This is a genomic window from Ruegeria sp. BC5 (genome assembly GCF_056539205.1).
This window is the reverse complement of the sequence record NZ_JBQFUN010000001.1, coordinates 1486937-1499929: the sequence shown is the minus strand read 5'-3', so window position 1 is coordinate 1499929 and position 12993 is coordinate 1486937. Positions and strand designations below refer to the sequence as shown.

General features: G+C 57.0%; 19 protein-coding genes. 11 read left to right on the top strand and 8 right to left on the bottom strand.

Annotated elements, in window-relative coordinates; all coding sequences use genetic code 11:
• Positions 1-142: 142 nt before the first annotated feature.
• The gene (locus tag ACR0LY_RS07555) at positions 143-859 is read right to left on the bottom strand and encodes a response regulator (protein WP_170347875.1); all 717 of its coding nucleotides are present in this window, start codon (positions 857-859) and stop codon (positions 143-145) included.
• A 134-nt stretch (positions 860-993) separates the two neighbouring features.
• Between ACR0LY_RS07555 and mce the strand changes: the two genes are divergently transcribed.
• A complete protein-coding gene (gene mce, locus ACR0LY_RS07550) occupies positions 994-1398 on the top strand; it encodes a methylmalonyl-CoA epimerase (RefSeq protein WP_170347876.1) in 405 nt (134 codons plus the stop codon).
• Between the two features lie 15 nt (positions 1399-1413).
• Positions 1414-1689, top strand: a complete 276-nt coding sequence (locus ACR0LY_RS07545; RefSeq protein WP_170347877.1) for a DUF1467 family protein — start codon at positions 1414-1416, stop codon at positions 1687-1689.
• Between the two features lie 3 nt (positions 1690-1692).
• On the opposite strand, the gene ACR0LY_RS07540 is transcribed toward ACR0LY_RS07545, so the two are convergent.
• Together ACR0LY_RS07540 and ACR0LY_RS07535 are read right to left on the bottom strand one after the other, a co-directional pair.
• Positions 1693-2388, bottom strand: coding sequence for an EI24 domain-containing protein (locus ACR0LY_RS07540; protein ID WP_170349336.1), 696 nt, complete (start codon positions 2386-2388; stop codon positions 1693-1695).
• Positions 2388-2966 carry a nitroreductase family protein gene (locus ACR0LY_RS07535; RefSeq protein WP_170347878.1) on the bottom strand — a complete coding sequence of 193 codons (579 nt, stop codon included), beginning with the start codon at positions 2964-2966 and terminating at the stop codon, positions 2388-2390. The genes ACR0LY_RS07540 and ACR0LY_RS07535 overlap by 1 nt, the downstream gene beginning before the upstream one ends.
• Before the next feature lie 138 nt (positions 2967-3104).
• Between ACR0LY_RS07535 and ACR0LY_RS07530 the strand changes: the two genes are divergently transcribed.
• A complete protein-coding gene (locus ACR0LY_RS07530) occupies positions 3105-3380 on the top strand; it encodes a DUF167 domain-containing protein (RefSeq protein ID WP_170347879.1) in 276 nt (91 codons plus the stop codon).
• Here ACR0LY_RS07530 and ACR0LY_RS07525 read toward each other — a convergent pair.
• A complete protein-coding gene (locus tag ACR0LY_RS07525; RefSeq protein ID WP_170347880.1) occupies positions 3368-3616 on the bottom strand; it encodes a hypothetical protein in 249 nt (82 codons plus the stop codon). The two genes, ACR0LY_RS07530 and ACR0LY_RS07525, sit on opposite strands and share 13 nt — an antisense overlap.
• 122 nt (positions 3617-3738) lie before the next feature.
• Here ACR0LY_RS07525 and ACR0LY_RS07520 point away from each other — a divergent pair, with 122 nt between their 5' ends.
• The 4 genes from ACR0LY_RS07520 to ACR0LY_RS07505 all read left to right on the top strand — a co-directional run bounded on the left by ACR0LY_RS07520 (position 3739) and on the right by ACR0LY_RS07505 (position 5511).
• The gene (locus ACR0LY_RS07520) at positions 3739-4446 is read left to right on the top strand and encodes a M48 family metallopeptidase (protein ID WP_170347881.1); all 708 of its coding nucleotides are present in this window, start codon (positions 3739-3741) and stop codon (positions 4444-4446) included.
• Positions 4443-4811 (top strand): YigZ family protein, encoded by a 369-nt coding sequence (locus tag ACR0LY_RS07515; RefSeq protein WP_170347882.1) that lies wholly within the window; start codon positions 4443-4445, stop codon positions 4809-4811. The genes ACR0LY_RS07520 and ACR0LY_RS07515 overlap by 4 nt, the downstream gene beginning before the upstream one ends.
• 69 nt (positions 4812-4880) lie before the next feature.
• Complete coding sequence (locus tag ACR0LY_RS07510; protein ID WP_170347883.1) at positions 4881-5132, top strand: DUF6455 family protein; 252 nt, start codon at positions 4881-4883, stop codon at positions 5130-5132.
• A 97-nt stretch (positions 5133-5229) separates the two neighbouring features.
• A complete protein-coding gene (locus tag ACR0LY_RS07505; RefSeq protein WP_254443020.1) occupies positions 5230-5511 on the top strand; it encodes a DUF6455 family protein in 282 nt (93 codons plus the stop codon).
• Here the strand turns inward: ACR0LY_RS07505 and ACR0LY_RS07500 are convergent, their stop codons facing one another.
• Positions 5512-5754 (bottom strand): CDGSH iron-sulfur domain-containing protein, encoded by a 243-nt coding sequence (locus ACR0LY_RS07500; protein WP_170347885.1) that lies wholly within the window; start codon positions 5752-5754, stop codon positions 5512-5514.
• A gap of 229 nt (positions 5755-5983) precedes the next feature.
• On the opposite strand from ACR0LY_RS07500, the gene ACR0LY_RS07495 reads away from it, so the two are divergent.
• The 3 genes from ACR0LY_RS07495 to ACR0LY_RS07485 all read left to right on the top strand — a co-directional run bounded on the left by ACR0LY_RS07495 (position 5984) and on the right by ACR0LY_RS07485 (position 7056).
• On the top strand, positions 5984-6172 hold the full coding sequence (locus ACR0LY_RS07495; RefSeq protein WP_170347886.1) for a hypothetical protein: 189 nt from the start codon (positions 5984-5986) through the stop codon (positions 6170-6172).
• Positions 6173-6304: 132 nt separating this feature from the next.
• Positions 6305-6661: a diacylglycerol kinase gene (locus ACR0LY_RS07490; protein WP_170347887.1), complete on the top strand. Its 357-nt coding sequence runs from the start codon at positions 6305-6307 to the stop codon at positions 6659-6661.
• 143 nt (positions 6662-6804) lie between these two features.
• Positions 6805-7056: a hypothetical protein gene (locus ACR0LY_RS07485; protein ID WP_480640703.1), complete on the top strand. Its 252-nt coding sequence runs from the start codon at positions 6805-6807 to the stop codon at positions 7054-7056.
• A 113-nt stretch (positions 7057-7169) separates the two neighbouring features.
• Here the strand turns inward: ACR0LY_RS07485 and rimO are convergent, their stop codons facing one another.
• The gene (gene rimO / locus ACR0LY_RS07480) at positions 7170-8558 is read right to left on the bottom strand and encodes a 30S ribosomal protein S12 methylthiotransferase RimO (protein WP_170347889.1); all 1389 of its coding nucleotides are present in this window, start codon (positions 8556-8558) and stop codon (positions 7170-7172) included.
• A gap of 96 nt (positions 8559-8654) precedes the next feature.
• Here rimO and ACR0LY_RS07475 point away from each other — a divergent pair, with 96 nt between their 5' ends.
• Positions 8655-10613 (top strand): AsmA family protein, encoded by a 1959-nt coding sequence (locus ACR0LY_RS07475; protein WP_170347890.1) that lies wholly within the window; start codon positions 8655-8657, stop codon positions 10611-10613.
• A 33-nt stretch (positions 10614-10646) separates the two neighbouring features.
• Here ACR0LY_RS07475 and ACR0LY_RS07470 read toward each other — a convergent pair whose 3' ends face one another.
• Both ACR0LY_RS07470 and kdsA read right to left on the bottom strand, forming a co-directional pair.
• The gene (locus ACR0LY_RS07470) at positions 10647-12143 is read right to left on the bottom strand and encodes a phosphomannomutase/phosphoglucomutase (protein ID WP_170347891.1); all 1497 of its coding nucleotides are present in this window, start codon (positions 12141-12143) and stop codon (positions 10647-10649) included.
• Positions 12144-12157: 14 nt separating this feature from the next.
• Positions 12158-12991, bottom strand: coding sequence for a 3-deoxy-8-phosphooctulonate synthase (gene kdsA / locus ACR0LY_RS07465; protein WP_170347892.1), 834 nt, complete (start codon positions 12989-12991; stop codon positions 12158-12160).
• Between the last annotated feature and the right edge of the window lie 2 nt (positions 12992-12993).

Genomic DNA, 12993 nt, shown 5'->3' with positions numbered 1-12993 from the left:
TAACTGCTGTGTTGCTTCAGTGTCGGTCAACGGACAGGATTTTGATCCGCGTGCAACACGGATGTTCCGGGCTGTTGCACGGGTCTGAGAATAGGCCCAGATCGTCAGGATCGTGGATGTCAGAAAATACGCCGTTATCAATTCAGATCGCCTCGCGCTGTTCCAGTCGCGCCTGAACGATGCCGGCGACCTTTGCGGCCAGCGCCGTAACTGGTCCTCCGCCTGCGCGCGTTTCGGCCAGTTTCTGCGCGGCATCCGCCAGAACCGTATCCTCGGCATCCCGGGCAACGCCGATCAGGAATTGGGCCGCATAATCCAAAGTGCGATGATCGTTCGGCCCGGCCAGTACATCTGCGATATGGGCCATGTCGTCTTGATAGGCCATCGGGTCCGGGTGGATAACCTCATCCCGAATGGCGCGCAGATTGTTGGGTCGACGATCCTGGGGCAGGTTTTTCAGAATGAACTGCTGAAAATGAGAAAGTGATTTCAGGGGTTTGTTCAAAAACCCATCGGCACCTGCTTGCAACGCAGCCTCCTGACCGTGATCGTCACCGGACATGCCCAGAATGGCGCCGATACGTGGGGTTGCTTCGGCCAATTCGGCAATCAGGTCGGCACCGGACCCATCTGGCAAGCCGATATCCACCAGAATGACAGAAGGGCGATAGATCTGCAGGTGGCGCCAGGCCGAGGTCAGGCAATCCGCTCGCCGGATACGCGCACCGCTATGCAGGCACATCAGCCGGATCGCGTCACAGGCAAAGCGGCTGTCTTCGACAACCAGAATGGTTTGACCCAGCAGAGGCCGCGTGGCCGTCGGCTGCGCGGGTGAGGCGAAGGGGCTCGAATCGTCCATGGCAGAACTCCTAATCAGCAGATGCCCTAAGCTAGGAACTTCTGGCTAACACAGGGTTAACGGCAATTTGGCGCACTTGTTCTTTGGCCAAACTGCCCCCATAACCGCGGCAACGCAGAACACAGGAGAGTTCAATGATTGGTCGTCTGAACCACGTCGCCATTGCCGTACCCGATCTTGAGGCCGCGTCCGCGCAATATAGCAATGCACTGGGCGCCAAGGTCGGTGCGCCGCAGGATGAGCCCGATCATGGCGTTACCGTTGTGTTCATCGAACTGCCCAACACCAAGATCGAATTGCTGTACCCGCTGGGTGAAAACAGCCCGATCAACGGCTTTCTGGAAAAGAACCCGGCAGGCGGAATCCACCATGTTTGCTATGAGGTCGAAGACATCATCGCTGCCCGTGATCACTTAAAGGAAACCGGTGCCCGCGTTCTGGGATCGGGCGAGCCGAAGATCGGCGCGCATGGCAAGCCGGTACTGTTCTTGCACCCCAAGGACTTTAACGGCTGCCTGGTCGAACTAGAACAGGTTTAATCAAGCGAGGCTGTCATGACGATCACTGCTGCACTGGTATTGTTTGCCGTCATCTGGTTCATGACGCTGTTGGTTGTGTTGCCCATCCGTATCAAAACGCAAGGCGATCTGGGTGATATCGTTCCGGGCACCCATGCGGGTGCGCCGGAGGTGCATCACATGAAGAAAAAGATGTGGATCACCACCGGGATTTCGGTGGTGCTCTGGGCTGTTATTGCCGGGATTATCATCTCTGGTGTGATCTCGGTGCGCGATTTCGACTGGCTGAACCAACTGGAACCGCGGAACTGAGCGTCAGGTCGAAAGACCTGACAGCTTGTGATAGATATGGGTGAAAGTGGCAACCCCGAGGATTGGGATCACCAGATTCACCAGCGGCACCGAGAGGGGAATGGCCATCAAGGTGCCGGCCAGCCAAATGGTGGCGGAGTGTTTGGCGCGCAGCTTGCGCGCGCCGTCCCGCCCGATCCTTCGCATCGCGGCCAGCGTGAAATACTCCCGACCCAGCAGAAACCCGTTCATTGCCCAGAAAATAAACGGCGCCAGTGGTGGGAACATCGCATAGAGGATCAGCGCCAGCAGGTTGGCCACAACCAGCACGCCCATGAAGCTAACCGCATCCCTTAACCCTTCGTTGAACGGGATGCCTGGAACGGCGGGCAGGGTGGGATAGTGTTTATCCTCGACCGCCTGCGCGACCCCTTCCAGAAACAAAGACGTAATCGCCGAGGCGACTGGCATCATCAGAAACACCGGCAGAATCAGCACCACAAAGATGCCGGAATAATTCAGAACATCGTTCAGCCACGGGACTGCGCCGATCCAGGGCAGCGAAATCTCATCCCCAGACAGTCTGTTGATCAGCCAGATTGCACCGGCGCAGGCCGCGATCAACAACACGATTGTCAGACCAACGCCACGCAAAAGAACGGCACGGAACTTGGAGTCTCCGATCTGACCAAGCGCCGCAAAAAACGCGTTGAGGATCATCATTCCTCGACCCATTCGGTCAGCGCTGCCACATCCGGGCGAGGGCGTTCTGGCGGGGCCGTGCCTTCGGTAGCAATGTGGATCAGGCCAACGATGCGCTCATTGTCTTGCAAGCCAAAGGCTTGACGGCAGAATTCTGGATCATGGGTTTGCCAGCCGGACAACCAGTTCGCCCCCCAACCCGCTGCAAGCGCCGCGTTCAGTAAGGCCAGACAGACAGCACCAGCCGAATAGGTCTGTTCAATCGCCGGGATTTTTTCGGATGGTTTCTGCACCTCGACCACGGCAACGGCCAGATGGCCCATGTCAAACTGGCTTTGCGCTTTTGCGATGTCCTCGGGCGTCTTGCCCAGGGCAACGCCCCGCTCGTGCGTCAACCCGGACAGGCGCGGCATTGCGCCTTTCTCAAGAACGATAAAGCGCCACGGCTCCAGCTTGCCGTGATCGGGGCTGCGGGCGGCGGCGGTCAAAAGCGGCAACAGCTCATCCCGCGTCGGGGCCGGAGCAATCAGCGTTTTGGCAGGGCGGGACCGGCGCGATTGCAGAAATTCCAGGGCAGCCGGGTTTTTCAAGGACATATGTTAACTTCCTTTACATGAGCAGTCTGTATCTGGTTGAGTATCTGGCGCGTTTCAAGTGCAATCAGCTGGATAGGCCGGATCATTTTCATTCCCCGGTGCCCCATGCAAGGGTATTTACAGGCAAGAGGTGAAAAGATGGCCAGGCCAAAACTGCGCGACATACCCGACCTAAGCGCCCATGCCGTCCCTGGCACGGCGGTTCCGGTTCGGGTCACGCCGAAAGCCGCAAAGGACAGCATTACGATGGACAAGGGCGTAATCCGCATTACGGTCACTGTGCCGCCCGAAAACGGCAAAGCCAACGAAGCTGTGCGCCGGATACTGGCCACGGCCATGCAGGTGGCCCCTTCGACGCTGACCCTAAAACAAGGGCAGACTGCGCGGGACAAGCTGTTTGTCTATGCGCCTTGACTGGGTCTTTCGTGGATTTGATACACCCCTTCCGGCAAATCCAGCGCAGCGGCCAGATCGCGGACCTGCTCGGGCGACAAGGTTATTTTCTGGATCTTGTCTGTGCGTGGGTCCAGCTGCTCAAGCGTCACACATTCGGCGAAGCTGTTGATGACGACATCCTCTTGCAAAGGTTTGGGGCCTTCGTCCACCAGAGTAATGACTGTCGAGTCGAATTCATGCTCAATCGAAAACATATAGGCAGAGTGCAGGGAGCAAGGCGGCAATGCAACCCGTTCCCGTGCAATCCGAAGGTGGCAGTCCCCCAGGTGTCGCGCTATGGTTTTTCAAACGGGATCACCGTTTCAAAGGAATATGAATGCGCCGTCTGATCTATTTGCTGTTTCCTCTGTTGTTGACGGCCTGCAGTGCCGGTGTCCTGCGCGTGCAACCGGCAAATGAATGGTCGCTGGATTCGAGTGATTTTCAGGTCGACGCCGCCGCGTTTCGGAAAATCAGCCGTCAGGTCGGCGACGAAGCCCGCGCCGAATGTCTGCGCCAGGCCAAGGTCAAAAATTGCGATTTCACGATATTGGTCGACCTGAACCCGCGCGCACCGGCAAATGCCTTTCAGACTCTGGATGATGACAATCAGCCGGTAATCATATTCACGCGTTCGATGATCCAATCTGCGAAGAATCCTGATGAACTGGCGTTTGTCATGGGGCACGAGGCAGCGCATCATGTTTTGGGACACATCGCCCGGCAGTCGAAAAACGCCCAGGAAAGTGCCGCGATCTTCAGCGAATTGGGTAAGCTGCATGGCGAGGAAGGCAAAGACCTTGAACGCACGCAGAAATTGGGGGCCGAATTGGGTGTGCAGGTGAACGTGAAAGCGTTCGAGCTTGAGGCGGACCAACTGGGCACGATCATCACCCATAACGCGGGATACAACCCTTTAATTGGCGCCAAATATTTTGATCGCCTTCCCGATCCGGGGGATCAGTTTCTGGGAACGCACCCCCCAAATACCGACCGAGTTCAGATCGTTCTTGAAACCGCAAGACAATTGGGTTTGACGCAATGACCGCTTTGACACGGCTGGGCGTGATCCTGACGGACCGGGGGTCGAAATACGCGGTAACAGGCGCAGCCGTTGGCACGCGGGCCGATGTTAATGCAGTCTTGCAGGAGCTCAAGTCAGACAAGGCTTATGCCAAAGCCACGCACAACACCTGGGCGGCCATTTTGCCGACCGGGGCGTTGAAGGCCGATGACGGGGAAAGCGGTGCGGGCATGGTGATTCTAAGGATGCTTGAACGGGCCGGGCTGGACAGTCATGTGGTCATCGTCACCCGCTGGTACGGCGGAAAAAAGCTGGGTGGGGATCGATTTAGGCGCGTGCAGGACGCGACCCGAGCCTATCTGGATCATATCAGCGTCGGGCCTTGATGTGAGTCAAAGGCCCAAGCACCGGGTTGAGATATCCTGCTGCGGACAGATGGCAGGAAAGGACCTCTCATGCCCGATCAAGAAGTCTTGAAATTCCATGCAGGTCTTGTGGATCAGATGGCTACGAAACTTGGTGTGGATCTGCAGGAATCCGCGATTGAAGGTGATGTTTCGATCGATCAGCTTTCCGATGCTGTTCTGAGGTGTACGGGCTGTGCAAATCCCAATCATTGCCAGAGCTTCCTACAGCAGCCCGCGCAGGCGGGCCAAACGCCGGAATACTGCCGCAATCAGGAAATGCTCCGAAAACTGCAGCCTTAACGACAGGAAGGTTTCATGCCGCATTAGAGTGGTCACCGGACGCGATAGGTGACCTACAGACTAGCAGAAACCAACACCGGTTTGCTGTGTTGAAAACATGATCAAAGCAGGAAAACTGATGGCGCGAAATTCTTTGGGGGATGTCGAAAAACACTTTTGGCTAACCCGTTCGGTGGCGCGATGTATGAAAATCTCGTTGACCGAAGCCATGGCAGAGAAACGGCTGACACCGGATCGCTATGCCGAACTGGTAACACGCTGCCGGGCATCGCAGTGCAGTAACCAATGTGCCATCTGGTTGTCTGAACAACAATCCGAGGCCCACACCGCACCCGAATTCTGTGCCAACGCTGATCTGTTGAACGCGTTGAAGACCTGATTACAGTTTGGAATGCGACCCGTCACACAGCGGAGGATTCCCGCTGTGTTTGCAGCCACAGAAAAAGACTTTTTTGCTGCTGTCTGCCGTGTACTTTACCGGTTCGAACCCGGTGTCTTTGTGCGATCCATCGCAAAACGGCTGCCGCTTGGATCGGCCGCATGCACACCAGAAATAGCTTTTCCCTTCGATCACCTCGACCGGGAAGGGACCTTTTTGCGCGATGGTGGGGCTGTCAGACATGTGGCTACTCCGTCTTTTGCTGATGTCAGTCTACCAGTGTAGAGCGATACGCGAAAATCGGTAGCCTATGCTCATAAATCCGCTGTTTCTGAGGGGGTTACCGGCGTTGTTTCGCCTTTCTTCACGATCGCGTGATCGAATTCGTTGCAAATATGCCATTCAAGTCGTATTGTGAGACCGGCCCCGGATTCTTGGGCAATATCAGGAAATTAATAGAGGAATGACGGACATGAAACTCAAATTTGCTGCCGTTGGTGCATTTGCCCTTGTTTTGGCTGCTTGCTCGCAGCAGGAAGAACCGGCGCCGGTTTATATCACGCCTGAGTACGACAAATTCGGCACACCTAGCTGCCCGGCAGGAACTGAGCTGGCCACGACAGAAGCAGGCCAGACCGTCTGTAATCCGGTCGCACAATAACTATTCCGCGGGTGGCCCGTTTTTAAGGCTGCCCGCACATTCTCGACAAAAAAACCGCCCTCGGGGCGGTTTTTTCTTGCCCTCCATAAATCAATGCGGCTTCAGTTCCGTACACCGAAAAGTTGAAGGCTGATGAGAAACCTTCTTACACATCTCAAGGATCGAACGCGTTGGAGCTGGCAAGGGCTGGTCGCGACCTGGCGTGAAGAGTATTCGTTCCGCGCCTGGGTTTGGGCAAATCTGGTCTCGGCTGCTTTGGCCGTTTGGTTGCCGTTCGGTGAAGGGGTGCGCGCCCTGATCCTGATATTTGGCCTGCTTGTTTTGGTGGCCGAGCTGTTCAATACCGCGATTGAGCGCGCTGTCGATCACACCTCGACCGATCACAATAAACTGGCGGGGCAGGCCAAGGACGCCGCCAGTGCTGCTGTTGCGTTAACGGCTTTGGCGGCGGGATTGGCTTGGGTCATCGGGCTTCTAAGCCTGTTTTGAAGCCATCAATACCTCCGCCGTTTTATACCATAGCGATATCTTCGGTTTTGAATTCCGTAACTCCGTGGAAGGTAATAAGGCGAGGCATGTTTGTTGCTGAACGCTTGCCTTGACCGGTGGTGTCGTTTGACCGGTTTGACGTAATGAACCTTGGGTTTGCTCTTGTGGTGGTACACTTTCGGCTTGGTTTGATGTTTGTGTTTGCTGGACCGATGATAGACTTTAGGTTCGCCATAGTATCGCTGCACATGGTGTTTGCTGCGCAGGTGCAGGCTCAGCGGTTCGGACCCTATAATTATGAAACCGCCCGCGCGGACGTTGTCCGCAACAGCGGGAACGGCATAAAGCTGGGCAGCAAGGATAACCGTTATGCATTTCAGGCCAAAGGGGCGTAGGCAGGACATTGGAACTTCCTTCCTATAAGGCGGTATGTCCCGTCATAATCCACGAGTCTGGCGCAAAACACCAATAAACTTGCCTCACGCTTTGCCCAGCAGGGGTGACTGGATCAGGTCAGCTTGCCCCAAAGGTCATATTCGCCAGCCTCATCGACCTCGACCGAGACGATGTCGCCAGGGTTGAGGGTTTCAAACCCTTCGTCGATAAACAGATTCCCATCGATCTCGGGCGCGTCGGATTTGGTGCGGCAAGTGGCGGCTTCGCCATCGACCTCGTCCACGATCACCTCGATGGTCTGGCCGACCTTTGCGGCCAGCTTTGCCTCGGAGATCGCCTGTGCCTTCTCCATGAACCGTTCCCAGCGCTCTTGTTTGATCTCGGCCGGAACATGGTCGGGCAGATCGTTCGAGCGTGCGCCATCCACGTTTTCGTATTGGAAGCATCCCACGCGATCCAATTGCGCCTCATCCATCCAGTCCAAAAGCGTCTGGAACTCAGCCTCGGTCTCGCCGGGATAGCCGACGATAAAGGTCGAGCGCAGGGTGATATCAGGGCAGGTCGCGCGCCATGCTGCGATCTCGTCCAGTGTTTTCGCCGCTGCCGCCGGGCGGGCCATGCGTTTCAGAACGTCCGGGTGGGCATGTTGGAACGGAATGTCTAGATAGGGCAGGATGTTGCACCTGGCATCGGCCATCAGGGGGATCAGCTCGCGCACATGCGGGTAGGGGTAGACATAGTGTAGACGAACCCAGGCATCCAGCTGCCCCAGCTCACGCGCCAGATCGGTAATGTGGCTGCGCACCTCACGGTCCTTCCACGGGTTCACATCGTATTTCCGGTCCAGCCCATAGGCCGAGGTATCCTGCGAGATCACCAGCAATTCGCGCACGCCATTGTCGACCAGCTTTTCGGCCTCACGCAATATGGCGTGGGCGGGACGACTGGCCAGTTTCCCGCGCATGTCTGGGATGATGCAAAATTTGCACTTGTGGTTACAGCCCTCGGATATCTTGAGATAGCTGTAATGGCGCGGGGTCAACTGCACGCTGGCGGCGGGCAGTAGATCAACGAATGGATTAGGATCGGGGGGAACTGCTGAATGCACCGCATCCAGCACCTGTTCGTATTGATGCGGCCCGGTCACGGCCATAATGCGCGGGTGGTGTTCACGGATATAGTCGGGCTCGGCCCCCAGGCAGCCGGTCACAATGACCTTGCCGTTTTCTACCAAAGCCTCGCCAATGGCGTCCAGAGACTCAGCCTTGGCGCTGTCAAGGAACCCGCAAGTGTTCACGATTACGGCATCGGCCCCGGAATAATCTGGCGAAATGCCGTACCCTTCTGCACGAAGACGGGTCAAAATCCGCTCGCTATCGACCAAGGCCTTGGGGCAGCCCAGCGACACCATACCAATGGTTGGTTGGTTGGTACGTGGCGTATCAGGCATCCTGGCGGCGGGCGCCAGGTCAGGGCGGAGGTTTGGTGGGTTCGTGCTCATGGCGCGGCATATAGTGGGGAACGCTTCCTCTTGCAAATACGGGCTGGGCTTTGGATGATCTTTTCAACGCATGCCAAATAAGCGGAGAGCAGAAAAATGAAGTGGCTGGTGCGCATACTCTTCTTATTCGTGGCCGCAATCGGGTTGGTCATCGGCGCCTTATTGCTGATGCCGGGGGATAAGCTGGCGGCGATTCTGGCGGAACAGGTCAAAAGCGAAACGGGGCGCGACCTGACCTTGTCGGGGGATGTGAACCTGTCGTTCTGGCCCGTTCTGGGGATGGAGACCGGCCCTGTCACGTTTGGCAACGCACCCTGGGCCGGGTCCGAACCGATGCTCAGCGCCGAAAGCCTTGCCGTCGGCGTGGATGCTTCGGCGCTGCTGAACGGAGATTTACGGATAAGGCGGGTTGTCGCGGATAATCCGGTTTTGAGGCTCGAGTTATCCGATGGACGCGGCAATTGGGAATTAAGCGCTCCGGTTGCCTCGCAGGCGACGACCGGAAGCAATACCAGCGCGTCATCTGCATCGCCTCAAGGTGCCGTGACGCTGGACCGTCTGGAACTGACCAATGCACAGTTGGTTTACATCGAAAATGGCGCAACGAAATTCAACTTCTCAAACGTTGATCTGTCGGCCAGCTGGCCGGGGCCGACCTCACCCATGGTCATGGAGGCGCGGATGGCAGTGCCGGGCGGCCACGTGAAAGTTGACCTCGAAATACCGGACCTGCCGACCTATGCATCCGGGGCTGTCGCACCTTTGAAATTGGCTCTGACCGCGCCGGGCGGCGAGGTTGGGTTCGATGGCCGCGTCAACCTTGCTGGAGAAATGGACGGCGCGCTTGCGGTCAAAACCAGGAACACCGAGGAAATGATGGCCGCTTTTGGACAGGCGGGTGTCGGGGTGCCGCTGGGATTGGGCCGCAAGGCCGATGTGTCTGGGCAGATGACCTATACCAGCGAGGGCCGTATCTCACTGCGCAACATGGTGGCGCAGTTGGACCACAACCGCTTTACCGGAGAAACGGATATCGAGATTTCGGATCCGCCGAAAATCACCGCGCGGCTCAAGAGTGGGGATATTGACCTGTCACGTTTCAATGACGCGCCGGCGTCGAGCGGGGGTGGGTCGGGAACGGCGTCCTCGCCCGACAGTGGGTGGTCCAAGGCCCCGATTGATGCCTCGGCCCTGTCGCTGGCCAATGGGGAAATACGCCTGACGGCCTCGTCCATTGTCCTGCCCGACATAGAACTGGGAGCCAGCGACCTGACGCTGATACTCGACCGGTCCCGTGCTGTGTTGCAGATGAACCCGGCCACTTTGTTCTCGGGTCAGGTTAACGGGCAGGTGGTGGCCAACAACCGCAATGGCCTGTCAGTCGGCGGTAAGCTGAAGGCGAAAAACATGAACGTTCAACAAGCCCTGTCCACCCTCGCGGGGATTGAGCGTTTTACGGGTACAGGAACGGGTGAGTTTGAATTTCTAGGCGTCGGGCAGACCGAAGACCAGATCATGCGATCCCTCAGTGGCACGGGCAATCTGAATGTGGGGCAGGGCGTGATTTCGGGTTTTGATCTGGATCGCCTGATGGGGCGCGGCAAAGGTTCGGGTGGGACAACCGTGTTCAACAGCCTGACAGCCAGTTTTACCATTGATCAGGGTGTGCTGACCAATAACGACCTGCTGATGTCACTGGACAATTTCCGTGCAGATGGGACGGGCAAGGTCAATATCGGCGCGCGCAGGATCGACTATCTGTTTACCCCAACCGCGCTGCGGGCCAACTCGGGGCAGGGTCTTTCGGTTCCAGTGCGGATTGTCGGGCCGTGGAGCGACCCTTCGATCAAACCCGATTTGTCCAAAGTGATCGAGGCCGCCGCCGAAGGTCAGCTAAAAGACCTTGAGGACGACGCCAAGCAAAAGGTTCTGGACAAAGTGGGTGATGAACTGGGTACGGCAGTGACTGACAGTGAAAGTGTCGAGGATGCTTTGAAAAATAAGCTGGAAGAAGAGGCCAAGAAAGGCTTGTTCAAACTGTTGGGTGGAAATTAAAGGGCGGGGCGCCTTAGGCGCCCCGATCCCAAATCAGATGGTTTGGTCGTAATCGCCAACGCCGGGCTCAGTCCGGATGACGGCGTCGATATCGGCAAATATGGCGCGCATTTCTTCTTCGCTTTCGCTGCTTTCACAGACCACAACCAGGTTTGGCGTGTTCGAGGACGCCCGCACCAGCCCCCAGCTGCCATTGTCCAGAATGACGCGGGCGCCATTGACGGTGACGACCTCTTTGACCGCGCGGCCTGCCAGGGTTTCACCCGCATCTGCCTTGGCAACCAGCTTGTCCACCAACCGTTTGAGAATGTCGTATTTCTCGGTATCAGAGGCATAGGGCGACATGGTCGGCGTCGACCAAGTTTTTGGCAACGCCTTGCGCAGGTCCGACATGCTTTTGTCCGGGTTGCGATCCATCAATTTGCAGATCTCAACCGCGACTCGCATGCCGCAGTCATAGCCGCGCCCGATCGGCTCTGCCAGGAAGTAGTGGCCCGATTTCTCGAACCCTGCCAGAGCATTGATTTCTTTAACCCGGCGCTTCATGTGGCTATGGCCGGTTTTCCAGTAATCGGCTTTGACGCCGTGGGCCTGCAACTCGGGGTCGCTGGCAAACAGCCCGGTTGATTTGACATCCGCCACAAAGGTCGCGTTGGGGTACAGCTTGGCCAGATCGCGGGCCATGATCACGCCGACCTTGTCGGCGAAAATCTCTTCACCTTCGTCATCGACAACACCGCAGCGATCTCCGTCACCGTCAAATCCCAGCGCCATGTCGGCGCCGCTGGATTTCACGGTGTTGGCCATGTCGTGCAACATCTCCATGGCTTCAGGATTAGGGTTGTAGTTGGGGAAGGTGTAGTCTAGCCGGTTGTGGCTGGGCACGACCTCGACCCCCATCCGTTCGAAAATCTCGGGCGCAAAGGCTGACGCTGTACCATTACCCGTCGCACAGACAACTTTCAGGGGCCGGGACATTTTGAAGTCACCAACCAGGTCGTCGATATAAGCCTCTTTCACGCCGTCCACGAATTCGTACGAACCCCCTTCGTGGGGGGCGCCTTGTCCATTCAGAACAATATCGCGCAATTCCGACATCTCGTCCGGGCCGTGAGTTAACGGGCGTTCAAAGCCCATCTTCACGCCGGTCCAGCCGTTCGGGTTGTGGCTGGCGGTGACCATGGCCACGGCGGGAACGTCCAGATGGAACTGGGCGAAATAGGCCATAGGGCTCAGTGCCGGGCCGATATCCTTGACCTGAATTCCAGCCTGCATCAGGCCCAGGATCAACGCATTCTTGATTGCCAGCGAATAGTCGCGATAGTCGTTGCCGACCGCGATCACAGGCGCGATTCCACGCTTGCGCATCTGAGTGCCCAAACCCAGCCCCAGCGCCGTCATGCCCGGCAGATTGATCTCTTCGGGGTATTTCCAACGGGCGTCATATTCGCGAAACCCGGTGGGTTTGATCATCGGGTCGCGCAGAAAACTCCAGGTGTTCGGAGTCACCTCGGGGATGGGTTTGGTCATACTATCGCTCTTGCTTAAATCTGAATCGGGTTGGCTTTGGCCAATGCATCAAAGCGCATCAATGTGTCAATCAATTGAGGCATTTGATCCAGATAGATCATGTTGGGGCCATCACAGGGGGCGTTGTCCGGATCTTGGTGTGTTTCCATGAATACACCGGCTACACCAACGGCAACAGCCGAGCGTGCCATAACGGGCGCAAATTCGCGCTGACCACCGGATGCACCACCCAATCCACCGGGCTGAGCCACAGTGTGGGTGGCGTCCATTATCACCGGGTACCCGGTGCGAGACATTTCCGGCAGAGATTGCATGTCCACCACGAGGCGGTTGTAGCCAAAGCTGACACCACGTTCCGTCAGCATGATGTTGTGATTGTCGGTGCTTTCGATCTTGGCCGCGACGTTCTGCATGTCCCAAGGGGCCAGGAACTGACCTTTTTTGACGTTGACCACAGCGCCTGTTGCGCCTGCGGATTTTAGAAGGGCGGTTTGACGGCAAAGGAAAGCGGGGATTTGCAGGATGTCACACACCTCGGCAACGGACGCGCATTGTTCTTTCTCATGCACATCCGTAGTGACTGGCACGCCAATGCTGTCCTTTACCGATTGCAGCACTGCCAAACCTTTGTCGAGGCCCAGTGCAGGAGCTGCGTTTACAGAGGTGCGGTTAGCCTTGTCGAACGAGCCTTTAAACACATACTGAGCACCGGCGGCGTCGCAGGCCTCTTTCATTTTGCCAGCGATCATCTGGGCGTGATCGGCGGTTTCAAGTTGGCAGGGGCCGGCAATGATCGTCAGAGGCAGATCATTACCGACCGTGAGATCGGAGATTTTTACATGTTTCATGT

Coding starts and splice junctions, on each gene's coding strand:
- ACR0LY_RS07535 (WP_170347878.1), bottom strand. CDS start 2,966: ATGTCCTTGAAAAACCCGGCTGCCCTGGAATTTCTGCAATCGCGCCGG.
- ACR0LY_RS07500 (WP_170347885.1), bottom strand. CDS start 5,754: ATGTCTGACAGCCCCACCATCGCGCAAAAAGGTCCCTTCCCGGTCGAG.
- ACR0LY_RS07470 (WP_170347891.1), bottom strand. CDS start 12,143: ATGACCAAACCCATCCCCGAGGTGACTCCGAACACCTGGAGTTTTCTG.
- ACR0LY_RS07475 (WP_170347890.1), top strand. CDS start 8,655: ATGAAGTGGCTGGTGCGCATACTCTTCTTATTCGTGGCCGCAATCGGG.
- ACR0LY_RS07515 (WP_170347882.1), top strand. CDS start 4,443: ATGACCGCTTTGACACGGCTGGGCGTGATCCTGACGGACCGGGGGTCG.
- ACR0LY_RS07545 (WP_170347877.1), top strand. CDS start 1,414: ATGACGATCACTGCTGCACTGGTATTGTTTGCCGTCATCTGGTTCATG.
- ACR0LY_RS07520 (WP_170347881.1), top strand. CDS start 3,739: ATGCGCCGTCTGATCTATTTGCTGTTTCCTCTGTTGTTGACGGCCTGC.
- ACR0LY_RS07495 (WP_170347886.1), top strand. CDS start 5,984: ATGAAACTCAAATTTGCTGCCGTTGGTGCATTTGCCCTTGTTTTGGCT.
- ACR0LY_RS07555 (WP_170347875.1), bottom strand. CDS start 859: ATGGACGATTCGAGCCCCTTCGCCTCACCCGCGCAGCCGACGGCCACG.
- ACR0LY_RS07485 (WP_480640703.1), top strand. CDS start 6,805: ATGAACCTTGGGTTTGCTCTTGTGGTGGTACACTTTCGGCTTGGTTTG.
- ACR0LY_RS07530 (WP_170347879.1), top strand. CDS start 3,105: ATGGCCAGGCCAAAACTGCGCGACATACCCGACCTAAGCGCCCATGCC.
- ACR0LY_RS07505 (WP_254443020.1), top strand. CDS start 5,230: ATGATCAAAGCAGGAAAACTGATGGCGCGAAATTCTTTGGGGGATGTC.
- ACR0LY_RS07540 (WP_170349336.1), bottom strand. CDS start 2,388: ATGATCCTCAACGCGTTTTTTGCGGCGCTTGGTCAGATCGGAGACTCC.
- ACR0LY_RS07510 (WP_170347883.1), top strand. CDS start 4,881: ATGCCCGATCAAGAAGTCTTGAAATTCCATGCAGGTCTTGTGGATCAG.
- kdsA (WP_170347892.1), bottom strand. CDS start 12,991: ATGAAACATGTAAAAATCTCCGATCTCACGGTCGGTAATGATCTGCCT.
- ACR0LY_RS07525 (WP_170347880.1), bottom strand. CDS start 3,616: ATGTTTTCGATTGAGCATGAATTCGACTCGACAGTCATTACTCTGGTG.
- rimO (WP_170347889.1), bottom strand. CDS start 8,558: ATGAGCACGAACCCACCAAACCTCCGCCCTGACCTGGCGCCCGCCGCC.
- ACR0LY_RS07490 (WP_170347887.1), top strand. CDS start 6,305: ATGAGAAACCTTCTTACACATCTCAAGGATCGAACGCGTTGGAGCTGG.
- mce (WP_170347876.1), top strand. CDS start 994: ATGATTGGTCGTCTGAACCACGTCGCCATTGCCGTACCCGATCTTGAG.